General features: G+C 58.4%; 17 protein-coding genes. All 17 read left to right on the plus strand.

Annotation, left to right across the window (positions count from 1 at the left end; all coding sequences use genetic code 11):
* The first annotated feature begins 44 nt into the window (after window positions 1–44).
* Complete coding sequence (istA, locus tag NK8_RS40830) at window positions 45–1,544, plus strand: IS21 family transposase (RefSeq protein ID WP_062259294.1); 1,500 nt, start codon at window positions 45–47, stop codon at window positions 1,542–1,544.
* Window positions 1,541–2,362 (plus strand): IS21-like element helper ATPase IstB, encoded by an 822-nt coding sequence (gene istB / locus NK8_RS40835; RefSeq protein ID WP_035508514.1) that lies wholly within the window; start codon window positions 1,541–1,543, stop codon window positions 2,360–2,362. Before istA ends, istB begins: the two co-directional genes overlap by 4 nt.
* 541 nt (window positions 2,363–2,903) lie before the next feature.
* Complete coding sequence (locus tag NK8_RS40840; RefSeq protein ID WP_213234677.1) at window positions 2,904–3,218, plus strand: non-heme iron oxygenase ferredoxin subunit; 315 nt, start codon at window positions 2,904–2,906, stop codon at window positions 3,216–3,218.
* A gap of 1 nt (window position 3,219) precedes the next feature.
* Entirely contained in the window at window positions 3,220–3,531 is a 312-nt protein-coding gene (locus NK8_RS40845) for a recombinase-like helix-turn-helix domain-containing protein (RefSeq protein ID WP_061165321.1), read from the plus strand.
* A 47-nt stretch (window positions 3,532–3,578) separates the two neighbouring features.
* On the plus strand, window positions 3,579–4,670 hold the full coding sequence (locus NK8_RS40850) for an aromatic ring-hydroxylating dioxygenase subunit alpha (RefSeq protein WP_213234678.1): 1,092 nt from the start codon (window positions 3,579–3,581) through the stop codon (window positions 4,668–4,670).
* Window positions 4,663–5,442 carry an SDR family oxidoreductase gene (locus tag NK8_RS40855; RefSeq protein WP_213234679.1) on the plus strand — a complete coding sequence of 260 codons (780 nt, stop codon included), beginning with the start codon at window positions 4,663–4,665 and terminating at the stop codon, window positions 5,440–5,442. The genes NK8_RS40850 and NK8_RS40855 overlap by 8 nt, the downstream gene beginning before the upstream one ends.
* Before the next feature lie 35 nt (window positions 5,443–5,477).
* The gene (locus NK8_RS40860; RefSeq protein WP_061165278.1) at window positions 5,478–6,005 is read left to right on the plus strand and encodes a cupin domain-containing protein; all 528 of its coding nucleotides are present in this window, start codon (window positions 5,478–5,480) and stop codon (window positions 6,003–6,005) included.
* 54 nt (window positions 6,006–6,059) lie between these two features.
* A complete protein-coding gene (locus tag NK8_RS40865; protein ID WP_225936715.1) occupies window positions 6,060–6,893 on the plus strand; it encodes an alpha/beta fold hydrolase in 834 nt (277 codons plus the stop codon).
* A gap of 56 nt (window positions 6,894–6,949) precedes the next feature.
* A complete protein-coding gene (locus tag NK8_RS40870) occupies window positions 6,950–7,759 on the plus strand; it encodes an IclR family transcriptional regulator (protein WP_213234681.1) in 810 nt (269 codons plus the stop codon).
* A complete protein-coding gene (locus NK8_RS40875) occupies window positions 7,756–8,562 on the plus strand; it encodes an SDR family oxidoreductase (RefSeq protein WP_213234682.1) in 807 nt (268 codons plus the stop codon). The genes NK8_RS40870 and NK8_RS40875 overlap by 4 nt, the downstream gene beginning before the upstream one ends.
* The gene (locus NK8_RS40880; RefSeq protein WP_213234683.1) at window positions 8,555–10,222 is read left to right on the plus strand and encodes a thiamine pyrophosphate-binding protein; all 1,668 of its coding nucleotides are present in this window, start codon (window positions 8,555–8,557) and stop codon (window positions 10,220–10,222) included. The genes NK8_RS40875 and NK8_RS40880 overlap by 8 nt, the downstream gene beginning before the upstream one ends.
* Complete coding sequence (locus tag NK8_RS40885) at window positions 10,215–11,033, plus strand: aspartate dehydrogenase (RefSeq protein WP_213234684.1); 819 nt, start codon at window positions 10,215–10,217, stop codon at window positions 11,031–11,033. Before NK8_RS40880 ends, NK8_RS40885 begins: the two co-directional genes overlap by 8 nt.
* Before the next feature lie 11 nt (window positions 11,034–11,044).
* Complete coding sequence (locus NK8_RS40890) at window positions 11,045–12,535, plus strand: aldehyde dehydrogenase (RefSeq protein ID WP_213234685.1); 1,491 nt, start codon at window positions 11,045–11,047, stop codon at window positions 12,533–12,535.
* A gap of 13 nt (window positions 12,536–12,548) precedes the next feature.
* Window positions 12,549–13,514, plus strand: a complete 966-nt coding sequence (locus tag NK8_RS40895; protein WP_213234686.1) for a VOC family protein — start codon at window positions 12,549–12,551, stop codon at window positions 13,512–13,514.
* The gene (locus tag NK8_RS40900; RefSeq protein WP_213234687.1) at window positions 13,507–14,754 is read left to right on the plus strand and encodes an NAD(P)/FAD-dependent oxidoreductase; all 1,248 of its coding nucleotides are present in this window, start codon (window positions 13,507–13,509) and stop codon (window positions 14,752–14,754) included. Before NK8_RS40895 ends, NK8_RS40900 begins: the two co-directional genes overlap by 8 nt.
* A 35-nt stretch (window positions 14,755–14,789) precedes the next feature.
* On the plus strand, window positions 14,790–16,214 hold the full coding sequence (locus NK8_RS40905) for an MFS transporter (RefSeq protein WP_213234728.1): 1,425 nt from the start codon (window positions 14,790–14,792) through the stop codon (window positions 16,212–16,214).
* Between the two features lie 98 nt (window positions 16,215–16,312).
* Entirely contained in the window at window positions 16,313–17,101 is a 789-nt protein-coding gene (locus NK8_RS40910) for an SDR family oxidoreductase (protein WP_213234688.1), read from the plus strand.
* The last annotated feature ends 53 nt before the right edge of the window (window positions 17,102–17,154 follow it).

Raw genomic sequence — 17,154 nt, forward strand, 5'->3', positions numbered from 1 at the left:
GGGTTTTACGATGGCTGATCGCGTCGAACAAGAAGCGAACAGCCATGCCTGGAACCTACGTGACGGACCAGCAGGTCCGACTCTATATGAGTAAGCGCAAACATCACACTCAGGAAGTCGCCGCGGCGATGGCGGGCATGAGCGTTCGCACGGCCCGGCGCATCGAGCATGAGGGCCGTCTGCCGTCGCAGAAGCCATCACGCGCGTGGCGTACACGTCACGATCCGTTCGCGGAAGTTTGGGAGAGCGAGGTCGTGCCATTGCTGCGCCACGCGCCCCGGCTCAAGGCCATCACGTTGCTGTGCAAGCTGCAGGAGGCGCATCCGGGCCTCTTCCCTGACAGCATGCGGCGTACGCTCGAGCGGCGCGTCAGCCAATGGCGCGCACTCGAGGGCCCTGGCAAGGAGATCTTCTTCCCGCAGCAGCACTTGCCCGGCGTGCAGGGGCTCTCGGACTTTACCGACATGCGGGATCTGCGCGTGACGGTCGCCGGTGCGCCCCTCGATCACCGGCTCTATCACTTCGTGCTCGCGTTCTCGCACTGGGAATATGCCTATGTCGTCGAAGGTGGCGAGAGCTTCGAGGCCCTCTCCACCGGATTACAGAACGCGCTGTGGCAAGCCGGCGGCTGCCCGCATGAGCATCGCACCGACAGCCTATCGGCAGCGTTCAAGAATTTGCAGACTGAAGAGGACTTCACGGCTCGCTATGACGCACTGCTGGTGCATTACGGCATGGCCGGCACGCGCAATAACGTCGGCGTGGCCCATGAGAACGGTAGTGTGGAATCCTCGCACCGCCATCTGAAGGAGGCGATCGACCAAGCGCTGATGCTGCGTGGCCATCGCGACTTCGACGATCGGGCTGCCTATGACGCGTTTGTTCGCGACGTCGTCATGCGCCGTAACCGCCGTAACGCAGCGGCGTTTAACGCTGAGCGCGAACATTTGCAGGATTTGCCCGCACATCGCACGACCGACTTCATCGAAGAGGAAGCACGCGTGACACGCTGTGGCACCTTCACCGTGCGGGGCATTCTCTACAGCGCGCCGTCGCGCCTGATTGGTCACCGTCTGAAGGTGCGCGTCTATGCCGATCACCTCGACTGCTATCTGTCCGGCGCGCTCGTGCACAGCACAGCACGGGGCTCGCATGCGGCCAATAGCCGCCGTCGCAAGCTCGACTACCGGCACTTCATTGAGGCGCTCAAGCGCAAGCCCCAGGCGTTCAAGGGGCTAGCGTTTCGCGACGACTTGTTTCCGCGCGAGGCGTACCGCCGGACGTGGGAGCGGCTTGAGGCTCGGCTCACGCAGCGCGAAGCCTGCAAGACCATGGTCGGCTTACTGGAACTGGCCGCGAATCACGGAGTCGAGGCCGTTCTTGCTGAGCGGCTCGAGGCGTTGCTCGCCGCTGGCGAGCTGCCCGATCTCGAGCAACTACAGAATGAATTTGCGCCGCGGCAGGCGCAATGCCCAGACGTGGCTGTGGACATGCCGACGGCCGCTCTCTATGACACGCTGCTTGGCGAGGAGGCATCGGTATGAACGCGCCCGCAATTTACGATGCCGCCCGTATGGGGCTGATGCTCACCGAGTTGCGCTTGCCGACGATCGCGCGGCTATGGTCCGAGTTCACACAGCGCTCCGACAAGGAAGGCTGGCCATCGACGCGCCTGCTCGGCGCGCTGCTCGAGCACGAACTGGCCGAGCGCGCGAAACGGCGCATCGAGCGGCATCGCGTCGAATCGCATTTGGACCCAAGCAAGACGCTCGAGGCCTTCGACTTCGGCTTGGTACCAATGGTGTCCAAGGCACATGTAATGGCGCTCGCGAGCGGCGACTCGTGGCTCGAGAAAGGCGCCACGATCCTGCTGTTTGGGCCACCGGGTGCCGGGAAGAGCCATTTAGGCTCCGGCATTGGTCATGCGCTGATCGACGCCGGGTACCGGGTGCTGTTCACACGCACCGGCGAAATCGTGCAGAAGCTGCAGGCGGCACGCCAAAGCCTGCAGTTGCCATCGATGCTCGCCAAGCTCGATCACTTCGATCTGATCATCCTCGATGACCTGTCGTACGTCAGAAAGGACCAGGCCGAAACGAGCGTGCTGTTCGAATTGATTGCGGAAAGATACGAGCGTCGAAGCCTTCTCATCACGGCCAACGCCGCGTTCTCCGGCTGGAATGATGTCTTCCCCGATCCCTCAATGACGGTCGCCGCCATCGACCGACTGGTGCATCACTCGACGATCTTCGAGCTGAACGTGGAGAGCTACCGGCGTCGCAGTGCCGATGACAACAAGCGCGCGCGGCGGCGTCAATTACCCCACCCCGAATCGGAAGGAGCGACAACTATGCCGAGCTGAGCAGCGACAACTAACCCCGTCGACCGGCCAAGATAGTTGTCGCCCGGGCGGCCATCGTAATTGACAATCTACAGATATTCCTACGCATCTCACCACGGCTGATCGCTAGTGTGCTCTATCGCAAGACTGGGGGCGGCTCGCTCATCGCCTTGCACGCATCTCACTACGGGCTGATCGCCGGTGTGTTCTATCGCAAGACAGGGGCGGCTCGCTAATCGCCTTGCCAACGAGACCCGCACCATCGCTCTCCTACGTACACGCACTTGAGTTTTGTCTTCATCCATAGGCGTACGTCGGATTGCGACGGTCGTCCCTTAACGTCGTGACGCGCTCGCTTTTGCTATGCAAGGGCGGTCGCAAGGGCCGCTGAGCGTTTTAGCAACCCTTTCAGGACGGGCTGTATCCACATCGCTAGAAATCTATAGGTGTTTTCCCTGAATCTGCTAGTTTTGCTTTTGAGGCGCAGATTTGCTTCCCTATAATGTCCATATGCAAGTTGATGTTTCATATGCGGAACACGACGGTTCCTTAGGATCACATAATGGATGAACAGTGGCAAAGCGTTGGGCGCATAGATCAGATCGCTGAGGACGCGCCGATTGAATTCAAGGGGTGTGGCGTAGAGGTGGGCGTCTTCAAGGTCGGAGAAAGCCTCTACGCCATTGAGAACGTATGCCCGCATGCGTATGCGTTGCTGACACAGGGCTTTGTTGATGGAGACACGGTCGAGTGCCCCTTGCACGAAGCGGTCTTCCACATCCCGACCGGAAAGTGTTTGAAAGAGCCCGGGGGACGCGATCTGAAGATGTACGCGGTGCGTCTTGCCGGTGAAGAAATCCAGATCAAGGTGGAGTGACATGTCGGAAGTGACCGTGAACTTTAATCCGTTCCTCAAGCCATGGCTGGCACCGCAGCCGAATAACGTTGCAGGCAAGGGCGTGATCGAGCGGCCCGGCCAAGTTGAGAATTTCCCATGGCAGGCGCGTAAGGCGGAGCCGACGCAGTACGAGAACGACTTCGGTGACGCGCTAGAGAAAGTCTTCGCCGACGGCGCGTTGCAACTGCACGAAGTCAGCGACGGGTTGAATCGCGTCGGCTTTCGCACGCCGCACGGTGGTCTGTGGACACCCGAGACGCTGGCTGCCGAGCTGCACGCGCTGGCCGAATAAGCGCTCGGCTCTTCACCCTTTAACAAATTAGTCTCCCGGAGTTTTGCATGTCGTCCCCCGTCGATCGGAATTCTCAAGAAGTCGATGCCGCCCAAGCGCTGGTCAAGCGCGGGCTACGGAACTACTGGTACCCAGTCTCGCCCAGCTGGCGAGTGGGCAACGCGCCGGTCGGCGTGACGCGGCTGAGCGAGCAGATCGTTCTGTGGCGCGACCAACAAGGCAAGGTGCACGCACTGGAAGACCGTTGCCCGCATCGGGGCGCACGTCTTTCGCTGGGCTGGAATCTTGGTACCAGCGTCGCATGCTGGTACCACGGCGTCGAGGTGAACGGGCAAGGGACGGTGACCAATGTGCCGGCGGTTGCGGATTGCCCGTTGGAGGGCCGCAAGTGCGTGAAGTCGTATCCGGTAGAGGAGCGTGCTGGCGCAATTTTCTTGTGGTTCGGAGATGAGGCTCACCAAGATCCGGCGCCATTGGAGTTGCCCGAAGAGTTGGCATCGGAGGAGTATTCCAGTTTTCTATGCGTCGGCAACTGGAAGGTGAACTACCAGTACGTGATCGACAACGTCATGGACCCGATGCATGGTGCTTATCTGCATTCGGTGTCGCACTCGATGGCAGACGGCGACAAGCGCGCAGAGATGCGGGTGAGGAAGACCGAACGAGGTTTGATGTTTGAGAAGGTCGGGCAGCGCGATGTGAACTTCGATTGGGTCGAATTGGGCGAGACGGGCAATTTGTGGATGCGCTTGGCGATTCCGTATGCCAAGAAGTTCGGCCCGGGTGGCAGCTTCGGCATCGTGGCAATGGCCACGCCGGTTGACGAAGACAATAGCCAGTGTTTCTTCTGGCGCACGCGCAAGGTCTCAGGTTGGGAGCGAGACGCGTGGCGCTTTCTGTATCGCAACCGCCTCGAGGGCCTGCACTGGAACGTGCTGGAGCAAGACCGTTCCATTCTTGAGGGCCTCGCGCCAAACGCAGTAGATCACGAGTTCCTTTATCAGCACGACGTAGGCATTACGCGCGTACGCCGTTTGATGAAACAACGCGCGCAGCAGCAGCTCGAACAACTGCAGGCTTTTCAACACAAACCGGAAGGCATCGACACGACATCAGCGCAGGTCGCTTCGCATGTCTGAGGTCCCCAAGGTCTATAGCGTCGCACCGTTAGTGGGCCGTCGTATCGTCGTCACCGGGGGAGCGCGCGGGCTTGGCGCTGCGTTTGTTACTTCCTTGTTAGAAGCGGGCGCGACGGTCGCATTCGGTGATTGTCTGACGCGAGAGAGTCAGGCGCTGATCGAATCAATGGGAGCGGTGCGAGAATCCGCACACTTCGCGCACTTGGATCTCCTAGATCCACACAGCGTCAACGATTTTTTTTCGGAATGCGCGGAACGGTTAGGTGGCATAGATGGACTTGTGAATAACGCTGCAATTACAAACTCTGGCGGTGTAGCCGCGGACGATCTCTCTGTCGAGACTTGGGACGCGGTCATGAACGTCAACGTGCGTGGCACCTGGTTGGCAAGCATCGCGGCTTTGCCCCATCTCCGCGCATCAGAGCGTGGCAGCATTGTAAACATTGCATCGGATACCGTACTGTGGGGTGCGCCTAACGTTCTGGCGTACGTTGCGAGCAAAGGTGCTGTCGTTTCAATGACGCGGTCACTGGCGCGGGAGTTTGGCGGTGCAGGGATAACGGTTAATGCGATCGCTCCGGGTCTGACCGAGGGTGAAGCAACGGCCTATGTTCCAGCCGAGCGGCACGAACACTACTTGAAGGGGCGAGCAATCACGCGCTCGCAGATGGCTAGCGACGTAGTGGGTCCGGTCCTCTTCCTGTTGTCCGACGCAGCACGGTTCGTGACAGGGCAGCTATTGCCGGTCAATGGCGGTTTCGTTCTTAATTGAATAAGCTGGAAGTGTTTAATTTACAGGAGTCAGCAATGGCAGATACAGAAGTCGGGACTGCGGACGTTGAACAGCGCGCCGGTGGAAGCCTCGCCGAGTTGATGAGCAATCGGGTAGCGCTTTTCGAGACAAGAAAATACGACTGGGACGCGCTCAAATTCCAGGCGGACTACGACCCGGCGTATCGACGGGCGCAAATGCGGTACGTCGGAACCGGCGGCACGGGCGTCGCCAAGGACGTTAACACCGTTCCTGCGGGCTCGTTCACATTTTCGACTATGGTGATTCCAGCCGGCAACATTGGTCCGAGCCACATTCACATCGACGTTGAAGAAATCTTCTTCGTGCTGCGCGGGAAAATGAAGGTCATCTGCGAAAAAGATGGCGAGACATGGGAGGCGGTTCTCGGCGAGCGAGATCTGATTTCCGTGCCGCCCGGTGTGTATCGCAGCGAGATCAATGTCGGCGAGGAGGACGCTTTGATGTGCGTCATGCTGGGGTCGCCGAAACCGATCACGCCAACATATCCGCCCGATTCGCCGCTGGCTAAATTGAAACGCTGACTTGCGGACAGCACGATGCCAGCATATACCGAGGGTAACCTCTCGCAAAACTTTATGCAGGAACTGCTCGGGTACCCGTCTAAACTCGCGCATATTCCTGGTGGTCAGATTAGCTTTCGCGAGGCCGGTCAAGACAGAAAGGATGCGATCCCGCTGGTTTTACTGCATGGCATCGGTTCGGGTGCTGCGTCGTGGTCAAAGCAACTAGACAGCGTAGGGCAGGCGAGGCGCGTAGTGGCTTGGGACGCCCCCGGCTATGGCGAGTCGACGCCAGTGAAACCTTGCGTACCGGTAGCAGCCGATTACGCAGAAGTGCTTTTCGCGTGGCTTGAAACGATCGAAATAGATCGCTGCGTAATGGTGGGGCATTCGCTAGGAGCAATAATCGCTGGCGGGTTCGCGTTAGCGCACGGGTCCAAGCTCGCGGGTCTTTTGCTGCTTTCTCCAGCAAGAGGCTACGGCAACGCGAGTGCCGAGGTACGTGACGGAAAGCGCAATGGACGCTTGGAGATGCTCAGGACGCTTGGCCCAGAGGGTCTCGCAAGGGAGAGATCTTCGAATATGTTGTCGTCAGCCGCCAGCGATGAAGCTCGTCTATTTGTGCATTGGAACATGTCAAAGGTCGTACCAGAGGGGTACGAACAGGCGACGCATTTGCTCGCAAATGCGGATTTGGCAGCGGACATATCCAGATTCCGCGGTCGAATCGCAGTCGCCGTTGGCGCAGAAGATACCATCACTCCTGCGTCGGCTTGCGAGCCGGTTGCCCGCGCTGCGGGGGTGGCTTTGCAAATCGTTCCCCAAGCAGGGCATGCAGGTTACATCGAGCTTCCAGGCGTGTATTCGAACTTGATCGAAACATTCTGCCGTACATGTGAGAGCTGGTAGGGGAGTGCGAGGCTTGAAGTGCTCGATTGTAAAATCTCTGACGTATAGGACTACCAATGACTGAGACTGTGCCAGGACTCGAGCGTGGTCTGAAGATGCTAACGGAGTTTTCCGCTCGTGAACCGGTGCTCGGGGCGCCTGAGCTGACGAAGCGGCTGGGAATTCCGCGCTCGACCGTTTTTCGCCTTCTTCAAACGCTCGAGTCTTTGAGGTTTGTAGAGCGAGTGGACAAGGATAGAAATTTCAGCCTTGGTCCTGCGGTGCTACAGCTCGGCTACGGCTTCCTAGCGTCGATGGAAATAGCACGTACCGGTCAGCCCGTGATCGAGTCGCTGCGGGATGTAACAGGCCTCGCTTGCCATGTGGTCATTCGTGATGGGCGGGACATTGTTGTTGTCGCACGAGCAAAGAGTCAGCTCCCGCTGTTGAGGTCGGTACGGATTAACGTAGGAACCCGCTTACCTGCTCATGCTGCCACCCACGGTTTTGCCCTAATGGCCGATCTCACTCTTGGAGAGCTCCGGTCGTTGTATCCAGAACCGACGCTACGGCGCTTCACATCTCTTACGCCAGGTACGGTCGAGGAGTTGCACGCACGCGCACTAGAAGATGCGAAGAGGGGCTACTCAATCGGCGAATCTTCATTTGAGAGTGGCATCTCCGTGGTATCGGCTCCAATCCGCGATGCAACGGGGAGGTTGGTAGCCGTTGCGACGGCAACCGTCGCGGCTTCTAAGGTCGACATGGCCCTCCTCGAGGACGGACTCGTCTGGAAGGTCAAAGACGCTGCAAATGAAATCTCTCGACGGCTCTCGCGGAGCACTCAGGCAACGAGTAAATACCTCGAGCAGGCGGAGTTGCAATGATGAAGCTCGATCTATCGGGGCAGGTTGCTGTGGTTACTGGTGGCAGTTCTGGAATTGGACTAGCAGCGGCGCTGCTACTCCTCGGTGCCGGTGCCAGTGTCGGAATCTGCGGGCGCAATTGGGAGCGTCTGAAAAGCGCAGAAGCTTCGCTTGCTCAGGCCTGCGCTGATGGAGACGACCGGAGGCTTCTCGTTCAACGATGCGACGTATTAAATCAGGAAGATGTCAAGAGCTTTGCTGAGGCTATGCGAGCCCGCTTCGGACGGGTCGACATGCTCATCAACAACGCGGGTCAGGGGCGCGTTTCTACATTTTCAAGCACCCTCGACGAGGAGTGGCGCGAGGAATTGGAGTTGAAATACTTTGGGGTCATCCGTCCGACTCGCGCGTTCCTGCCAATGCTCCAAGCCTCGCCCAACCCGTCGATCGTCTGCGTGAATTCACTTTTGGCGCTGCAACCCGAGCGGCACATGGTAGCGACGTCGTCCGCACGCGCGGGGTTGCTCAACCTGACCAAATCGCTTGCGAACGAACTTGCAGGTGATGGCATCCGGGTTAACTCGATCCTTATAGGAATTGTCGAATCGGGCCAGTGGCGCCGACGCTTCCAGTCCCAAGCGCAAGACGAACAGTCGTGGGATGAATGGACTGCAGCGATCGCGCGAGAGAAGGAGATACCACTAGGTCGATTTGGGCGGCCCGAGGAGGCCGCCAAAGCGATTTTTTTCTTAGCTACGAGCCTGTCGTCGTACACGACGGGCAGCCATATTGATGTTTCTGGAGGCGTTGCGCGACATGTCTAGTAAAACTACCGTTGGCGATGTGATCGCCGCTTTTCTCGAGCAGTGCGGCGTGCAAACGGCGTTCGGCGTGATTTCGATTCATAACATGCCGATGCTTGATGCAATTGGCCGACGGAGCAAGATTCGATTTGTTGGCGCACGAGGCGAGGCAGGTGCGGTGAATATGGCCGACGGTCTGGCTCGCGTCTCGGGGCAGCTGGGCGTAGCGTTTTCCAGCACGGGTACGGGTGCAGGCAACCCCGCTGGCGCGATGGTTGAGGCACTGACTGCGAGCACGCCACTGCTGCACCTTACCGGTCAGATTGAGGCGCAGTACCTGGATCGCAACTGTGGCTATATTCATGAGGTGCCGCGTCAGTTGGAGATGCTCGCGGCGATCTCGAAGGCCGCCTACCGCGTGCGTAACGCTGAGACAGCACTGGCGACGGTGCGCGAAGCGGTGCGCGTTGCGCAGACAGCGCCGACGGGCCCGGTGAGCGTCGAGATTCCGATCGACATCCAAAGTGCCGAAATCGATTGGCCGGCCGATCTTAGCGCACCGCAAATCACTACGCCCGCACATAACAGCGCGCAGATCGAGCGACTCGCCGATGCGCTTGCTAGTGCCAAGCGGCCGTTGCTGTGGCTTGGTAGCGGAGCGCGCCATGCAACGCGTCAAGTCGAGCGGCTAGTCGCGCTGGGCTTTGGCGTGGTGACCAGCGTGCATGGACGCGGCGTGCTGCCTGAAGACCACCCGATGTCGCTTGGCGCTTTCAATGCACACGCTGCGGTGGAGAAGTTCTACCAAACGTGCGACGCGGTGGTGGTAGTCGGCTCCCGTCTGCGTGGTAACGAGACGATGAAATTCAAGCTGGCCCTGCCCAAGCCGCTCTATCGCATTGATGCAGACGTGCTCGCCGAGAACCGCTCCTACCCGAGCGAGTTGTTCGTGCATGGTGATGCGGCACTAGTGCTCGATGAACTGGCAACTCGGCTGGAGGGCCGTCTTTCGGTAGACGACCGCTTTGCAGCCGATCTTGCCGCAGTTCATGAGGCCGCGGTGGCAGACATGGTCAAGGGTCTTGGACCGTACAAGCCGCTGGTTCAAGCGTTGCAGGCGGTGGCGGGGCGCGACTACAACTGGGTCCGAGACGTGACGATCTCCAACTCATCCTGGGGCAACCGGCTGTTGAAAATCTTCACCCCGCGCGCGAGCGCTTATGCGGTCAACGGCGGCATCGGGCAGGGCTTGCAGATGGCAATCGGTGCGGCGGCAGCGGGTTCAGCGGCCAAGACGATCTGTATCGTCGGCGACGGCGGGCTGATGTTGAACGTGGGTGAACTTGCCACCGCGGTTCAGGAGAACCTTGATCTGCTGATCGTGCTGATGAACGACCAGCGCTATGGCGTGATCAAGAACATCCAAGACAAACAGTACAACGGACGTCACTACTACGTTGAGCTGAAGCAGCCTGATTTTGGGCAACTGTGCGCGAGCATGGGGGTGAAACATCACCTGTTGACTTCCTTTGACCATGTTCAGCAGGTGCTCGAAGAGGGAATCCAAGAAAGCGGACCCGTGGTTGTTGAAGTCGACATGCTCGCTATCGGTGATTTCGCGACCCCGTTCGCAGGACCAGCTACGAAAAAAACAGACTCACAGGAAGCAAAACATGGCTAACGCATTGCGCGACGCCCTCGAAGTCACCCTAATTGGGTTTGGCGCGATCGGGTCAACAGTTTACAAAGCCGTTGCGGACGACCGTGATTTGAAGATCACGCAAGTAATCGTTCCTGAGTTGCAAATCCAGAATGTGCAAGAACTGGTCGGTGCGGATGTGGAAGTCGCTTCGTCTGCGATGACGTTTAGTCGTCGTCCGCGGTTCGTCCTCGAATGCGCTGGACATGCGGCGCTGCGAGACCACGTCGTACCTCTGCTGCAAGCAGGTACCGACTGTGCTGTGGCATCGATCGGCGCTTTGTCGGACGATTTATTGCGTGGGGCATTAGTGGAAGCCGCGGAGGCAAGCGGTGCCACGCTTAGCCTGATTGCAGGCGCGATCGGTGGTGTGGACGCAATTGCAGCGGCCCGCAACGGGGGACTGGATGAAGTCTTATACACTGGACGCAAGCCGCCAAAGGGTTGGCTCGGCACCCCGGCAGAGGGCGTTTGCGACCTCAATGCCTTAAGCGAAGCACATGTCATTTTCGAAGGCAGTGCTCGCGATGCAGCTCGCTTGTTTCCGCAAAACGCCAACGTCGCCGCGACCATTGCGCTAGCCGGACTGGGCCTTGACAAGACTTCCGTACGATTGATCGCGGATCCGAGCATCCAACGAAACATCCATCGGATTACGGCCCGCGGCGCGTTCGGCGAAATGTCGCTGGAAATGTGTGGTAAGCCCTTGGCTGACAATCCGAAGACGTCTGCACTGACCGCCTTCAGCGCCATTCGAGCGTTGCGCAACCGCGCTGCACATTACGTAATCTGAAGGGCAATGAAATGAGCGCATTTGACCCAACCCTTCTCGGGAACGACAAGATATTCGTTGCCGGGGAATGGCGACGCGGCGATGGGGATGCTTATGTGAGCATTTACCCCGCGGATCAATCGGTGAATGCGGAAGTAAGCACCGCCACGGCGCGTGATGTCCAAGATGCGGTCGTTGCTGCAGACGTCGCCTGGCGGCAGGCGAACTGGGCGGGGCTAAAGGCACACGAACGCGCCGCTGTATTGCATAACATCGCCTCACTAATTGACGCGAAACACGAAGGACTTTCCTTGCTGCAGCGACGGGATAATGGTAAGCCCATCAATGAGACTCGTGCCTTGGTACGCAGTGCCGCAAACACCTTCCGGTACTTTGCGTCTTGCCTTGAGACACTTGAGGACGCTGTTACCCCCTCGCGTGGGGACTACATTACGATGAGCGTTCACGAGCCGATGGGCGTCGTTGCTGCCATCACTCCATGGAATTCTCCGATAGCGTCCGATGCTCAGAAACTTGCGCCGGCACTAGCCGCCGGTAACTCGGTCGTCCTTAAGCCGGCGGAAGTAACACCGCTGGCGTCGTTAGCACTCGCGCGAATTTGCGAGGAGGCCGGTGTTCCAAAAGGAGTTCTCAGTGTACTTCCAGGGAAGGGCTCGGTGGTGGGCGATGCGCTAGTAAGGCACCCACTCGTGAAGAAAGTATCCTTCACTGGCGGCACGACAGTCGGTCGAGGCATAGCGCGACTTGCAGCCGAAAAGCTAATGCCTGTCTCTCTCGAGCTAGGCGGCAAGTCACCGACCATAGTGTTTGAGGATGCCGACCTTGATCACGCAATCAATGGCGTGCTTTATGGGATTTTTAGTTCATCGGGCGAGTCCTGCATCGCAGGGTCTCGCCTTTTTGTCGCGCGGGAGATCTTCGACGAATTTGTCACGCGACTGACCCATGCAGCTCAGTGCCTCAGAGTTGGCGACCCTTCGCGCGAAGACACGCACATGGGTCCGCTGATCTCCAAGCAACACCGAGAAACTGTCGAACGGTACGTTGCGAAGGCGATAGAAGAGGGCGGAAGGCTGCGCTGCGGCGGAGAACGTCCGACGGGCAACGGTCTCGAGGCGGGTTTCTTCTACCTTCCCACGATTTTCGATGGATTGACGAACGATGCTCTCGTCTGTCAAGAGGAGATCTTCGGTCCGGTCCTCGTGGCGCTTCCGTTTGACGGTGAGGAGTCTCTCATTGAGCAAGCGAACGACAGCGTCTTTGGTCTTGCCGCGGGTATCTGGACGCGTGATTACAAGCGCGCCTGGAGAGTCAGCAAGGCACTCGCAACCGGAACTGTGTGGATCAACACCTACAAGCAGTTTTCGATCTCAACCCCTTTCAGTGGCTGGAAAGAAAGTGGTATGGGACGCGAAAAGGGCTACCTAGGAATCCGAGAGTACATGCATCAAAAGAGCGTCTATTGGGGCATGAACGACGAGCCACTAGCGTGGGCGAAGTGAAAGGAGCATTGGCATGACGATTTTAGGCATAGAGCAAATCAAGTATGGCGTGACTGATCTGGCGACATGCAGGTCCTTTTTCAAGGACTGGGGACTGAAGGAAGTGTCGCACGATGGGCGACAGGTTCGCTTTGAAACGCTCAACGGTTGCACGGTCATTGCGGTGGATGCGAACGACCCGTCGCTGCCGCCCGCGTTCGAGGAAGGCTCGACGTTGCGGGAGGTGACGTGGGGTGTGGGCAGCCGTGAAGAACTTGATGCGTTGAGGGGCCGTTTTGAAGGTCAGCCGGCGCACTTCGAATCGGACAATGCCATCGGATGCATTGATCCGACTGGAATGGCGATCCGCATTGAGGTGACACGCAGGCGCGAGGTGGACATCAAGGCTTCGACCTCGAACACATGGGGCAATGCGACGCGTATTGACACCCCGGGGGTGATCTACGATCACGCGGAGCCCATCGAGGTTGGACACGTCGTGTTATTTACGAACCGGCTGGCCGAGCAGGAAGAGTTCTACCACGAACTGCTTGGGTTCGAGGTTTCCGACCGATATCCGGGGCGCGGCACGTTTATGCGATGTGCGGCCCACGGTGGGCACCACGACCTGTTCATGCTGCAACTGCCAGATGGCAAGCCGGGGCTTAATCACGTCGCGTTCACGGTGCGCGACATCCATGAAGTTTTTGGCGGGGGCTTGCATGTGAGTCGCTGCGGCTGGAGCACCAAGCTGGGCCCGGGTCGTCATCCGATTTCCGCTGCGTACTTCTGGTACTTCGAGAACCCGGCTGGCGGGTTGATCGAGTACTACTCGGACGAAGACGTGCTCACGCCCAACTGGCAACCGCGCGAGTTCGAGCCGAGTCCGACCATGTTTGCCGAGTGGGCAATCGATGGCGGACTCGATGGCAACACCCGCCGCCAAAAGAACGCAAAAGCACCCGACGGACGCTTCATGACGGAGCGTTCAAATGACTGAAGCATTCGTGAGCGTCACGGCGGGACCGCCCCGGACAATCGCCGTTGTCGGCGGCGGCCAGGCAGCCGGCTGGGTACTCAAGACCTTGCGAAAAGAAGGCTTTGACGGGCGGCTCGTTATGGTGGCCGACGAAATCCATGCGCCCTACGAGCGGCCGCCGCTTTCCAAGGCTGTTCTATCGGGTGATGCCACGGTTGATTCGTTAGCGCTGGTGAAGCCTGACGAGTTCGAAGCGCTCAAGGTGGAATGTTGGCAACCTGATCGCGCGGTGGAAATTGAGCGAGATCAGCATCTGCTGCGCACCGCTCAGGGCCGTGTACTTCACTTTGATCGACTGATTGTCGCGACCGGCGGCGCTGCACGGCGTCTCGAAGGGTCGCAAGGCGCAACGAAAAATCTCGCGTATCTTCGCACCATCGACGATGCCGTCGCGTTGAGTGCTCGCTTGCGTGACATCAAACATCTGCTCGTGATTGGCGGGGGCTGGATCGGGCTCGAGGTCGCCGCTACCGCCCGAAAGCTAGGACTTGATGTCACGGTAGTTGAAGGAGCACCTAGGCTTTGCGCTAGGACCGTGCCCCCTGCCGTTTCAACGTTCTTGGCAGATTTGCATCGAAAACAGGGCATACAGCTGCGGATCGGTACCAGCCTATGCTCCCTCGAGGATCATCCGGATGATTCCTGCCGTGTTCTTGCCACGCTTGAGGACGGTGAATGCATTGACGCCGACTTTGCGGTGGCAGGCGTTGGACTATTGCCGCACACAGCATTAGTCGAAGCTGCTGGTTTGCCGGTGCAAGACGGGGTCGTCGTCGATGAGTACGGAGCCACCGAGGATCCGACGATCTTCGCTTGTGGTGACGTCGCAAACCATCTAAACGCCTGGCTCGGGCGCCGTGTCCGACTGGAATCCTGGGCAAATGCACAGAACCAAGCGATAGCCACCGCAAAGGCATCAATCGGGATATTGGCGCCATACGCAGAAATACCATGGTTCTGGTCCGACCAGTATGACGTCAACTTGCAGATTCTCGGCGACGTTCCAGTCGATTCGGAGCCGATTGTCCGCGGGGACCTCGACGCGAAGCGTGCATCGCTGTTTTTCCTACGCGACAACATGATCAGAGGGGTTGTGTCAATTAACGCTGCCCGCGATCTGAAGCTTGCCCGCAAATGGATGAATCAGGGCCGAAAGGTCGACCGAGAAGTTTTGATGGACGTGACGGTTCCTCTCGCCTGACGCAGCTTTAGCTAACTGAGACGCGAATGAAAGTAATGGATAAAGGTGTGCCCGCTCCGGCTGAAACCGCGGGTCTCGCCCAGCCGAGCAAAGGTTCGCTAATAGCTCGACTGGAGCGATTGCCGCGTAACGCCATGCAGGTTCGAGCTAGGCTGCTCATTGGCACCGCGACGTTTTTCGATGGTTTCGACGTCATCGTAATAGCTGCCACGCTGCCGCTACTCATCCAGAAATGGGGACTTTCACCTGCACACGTCGGCTTCCTGATAGCTTCGGGATCGGTTGGCCAACTCGTCGGTACTTTTCTTTTTCCCGCTATCGCTGAGCGGTACGGTCGTGTCCGCTCGATCGCGTGGAGCTCCGGAATAATTGGCGCGGCTAGTATAGCTTGTGGATTTGCGCCGACCTTTGCCGTTTTCGTGGCACTCCGCGTTATCCAAGGACTCGGGCTAGGCGGTGAGCTGCCGGTAGCAGCGGCCTACATAAACGAAATTACTCGAGCCGAGGGCCGGGGAAAATTCGTGCTTTTGTATGAGCTCGTTTTTCCTATTGGACTGCTGGTGTCAAATGGTCTTGGGGCGCTTATAGTGCCGCGCCTAGGCTGGGAAACTATGTACTTCATTGGCGGTGTGCCCGTCATCATCTTCGCGCTCGTGCGGTGGGTTGTCCCGGAGTCGCCTCGTTGGCTGGCGGAGAAAGGCCGCTTCTCAGAAGCAAGCATCGCGCTTGCAGCGTTCGAGGCAACAGTGAAGGGTCCTCTGCCGCCGGTAACGCGGCTGCAAGATTTCGACAACATGGTGTCGGCACGTGCGTCGCGCAGGGTGCGTGATTTGTTCGGCCACGCCTTCGTCAAACGTACTATCGCGGTAGCGATGCTCTGGGTAACTTCGGGCGCCTTGCAATACGGGTTAGCTACATGGCTACCCACGATATACCGGGACTCGTATAGAGCGCCGCTTCAACTGGCTTTGAACTTGTCGGTGGGAGCGTCGATATTCGTTTTGCTGGGTGGCCTAGCCTGCGCATTGCTAGTGGACAAAGTCGGTCGAAAGCCCGTGATCACTGTTTCCTTCTTGCTGTGTGCCGTGTCACTGGCACTTGCCGGAGTATTTCACAGCTCGTCGATCTATTTGGTAGCTCTTCTTTGCGCTCTGGGATTGGGTTTCATGGGCTCGGGCTTCATGACGGCTTACGTCTATACGCCGGAGTTATATCCCACCAGCATCCGTGCCTTCGCTTGCGGGCTTGGTGGAGGGTGGCTCAAGGTCGCGGCCATATTCGCACCGGCGCTTACCGGCAAGCTAACGCTTCACGGCAACCTGCAACTTTTGTTTTTTTGCTTTGCTGTCATTCCGGTCGCAGCAGCGATTTGCATCCACTATCTTGCGCCGGAAACGAAGGGAAAGGTTCTCGAGGAGCTTGACGGGGAAATGCGTTCGTTCCATAGGGACGGTCGATAGACGCGGTTTCGATGACGACGCAGTTGTAGCTGATACCATCGCTCGATTTTTGAATTTCGAGTGTGTGCGCAGGATGACAGGATAAGAGAGGCTGAATCGTGGATTTAAAGCTGAAAGAGAAAGTGGTGGTCGTCACCGGCGGCACGTCGGGCATCGGGCTCGAAACGGCCCGACAACTGCTTGTGGAGGGAGCCCGCGTAGTGATCTGCGGACGAAACGAGGAGCGTTTGAGCAACGCGCGCCAAGAATTGGCTGGCATTGTAGGCGACAACGTCCTGGCACTCCGATGCGACGTCACCAATAGCGACGATGTGCAAGCGATGCATGACACAGTAATCCGGCACTTCGGACGCGTCGACGGCCTCGTTTGTAATGCGGGTGAGGCGAAAGAGGGCAACTTTTTCACTAATACCGTTCAAGACTGGCGCGACGAACTCGAACTGAAGTTCTTCAGTTACGTGCATCCCATCCGCATCTTTGCGGACGCGCTAAAGCGTCACGCGACTGGAAGCATTGTTTGTGTCAACTCCACTGTTAGCACGCAACCCGAGCCGCATTTGTTGACCAGTTCTGCGGCTCGCGGTGGGGTATTGAACCTCGCAAAGTCTCTTGCGGGCGCGTTGGGGCCCGAGATACGCGTCAATTCCGTAACGATGGGGCCAATTGCCAGTGGGCAGTGGGAGCGGCGTTATGAAAAGCGGAAAGCCCCGGGTCAGACCTATGACGACTGGCTTGTTCAGGAAGCGAGTAAGCGAGACATTCCCCTCCGCCGTTTCGGGCGTCCTGAAGAAGCCGCCTCCGCTATCTTGTTCCTCGTCTCCTCGCAGGCCAGTTACATCACTGGCGCTCGGTTAGAAGTGTCGGGCGGGACGACGCGCCACATCTGATGGTTGTTGAAGGTAGAAAATTGACAGATCGCTTGATATTCACGTATCGGCAA

This window comes from Caballeronia sp. NK8 (genome assembly GCF_018408855.1).
In the GTDB taxonomy this organism is placed as follows: Bacteria; Pseudomonadota; Gammaproteobacteria; order Burkholderiales; family Burkholderiaceae; genus Caballeronia.

What these genes read in the sequence shown, in the direction of transcription:
- istA (WP_062259294.1), top strand. Translation starts at nt 45, where the DNA reads ATGCCTGGAACCTACGTGACGGACCAGCAGGTCCGACTCTATATGAGT.
- istB (WP_035508514.1), top strand. Translation starts at nt 1,541, where the DNA reads ATGAACGCGCCCGCAATTTACGATGCCGCCCGTATGGGGCTGATGCTC.
- NK8_RS40840 (WP_213234677.1), top strand. Translation starts at nt 2,904, where the DNA reads ATGGATGAACAGTGGCAAAGCGTTGGGCGCATAGATCAGATCGCTGAG.
- NK8_RS40845 (WP_061165321.1), top strand. Translation starts at nt 3,220, where the DNA reads ATGTCGGAAGTGACCGTGAACTTTAATCCGTTCCTCAAGCCATGGCTG.
- NK8_RS40850 (WP_213234678.1), top strand. Translation starts at nt 3,579, where the DNA reads ATGTCGTCCCCCGTCGATCGGAATTCTCAAGAAGTCGATGCCGCCCAA.
- NK8_RS40855 (WP_213234679.1), top strand. Translation starts at nt 4,663, where the DNA reads ATGTCTGAGGTCCCCAAGGTCTATAGCGTCGCACCGTTAGTGGGCCGT.
- NK8_RS40860 (WP_061165278.1), top strand. Translation starts at nt 5,478, where the DNA reads ATGGCAGATACAGAAGTCGGGACTGCGGACGTTGAACAGCGCGCCGGT.
- NK8_RS40865 (WP_225936715.1), top strand. Translation starts at nt 6,060, where the DNA reads ATGCAGGAACTGCTCGGGTACCCGTCTAAACTCGCGCATATTCCTGGT.
- NK8_RS40870 (WP_213234681.1), top strand. Translation starts at nt 6,950, where the DNA reads ATGACTGAGACTGTGCCAGGACTCGAGCGTGGTCTGAAGATGCTAACG.
- NK8_RS40875 (WP_213234682.1), top strand. Translation starts at nt 7,756, where the DNA reads ATGATGAAGCTCGATCTATCGGGGCAGGTTGCTGTGGTTACTGGTGGC.
- NK8_RS40880 (WP_213234683.1), top strand. Translation starts at nt 8,555, where the DNA reads ATGTCTAGTAAAACTACCGTTGGCGATGTGATCGCCGCTTTTCTCGAG.
- NK8_RS40885 (WP_213234684.1), top strand. Translation starts at nt 10,215, where the DNA reads ATGGCTAACGCATTGCGCGACGCCCTCGAAGTCACCCTAATTGGGTTT.
- NK8_RS40890 (WP_213234685.1), top strand. Translation starts at nt 11,045, where the DNA reads ATGAGCGCATTTGACCCAACCCTTCTCGGGAACGACAAGATATTCGTT.
- NK8_RS40895 (WP_213234686.1), top strand. Translation starts at nt 12,549, where the DNA reads ATGACGATTTTAGGCATAGAGCAAATCAAGTATGGCGTGACTGATCTG.
- NK8_RS40900 (WP_213234687.1), top strand. Translation starts at nt 13,507, where the DNA reads ATGACTGAAGCATTCGTGAGCGTCACGGCGGGACCGCCCCGGACAATC.
- NK8_RS40905 (WP_213234728.1), top strand. Translation starts at nt 14,790, where the DNA reads ATGGATAAAGGTGTGCCCGCTCCGGCTGAAACCGCGGGTCTCGCCCAG.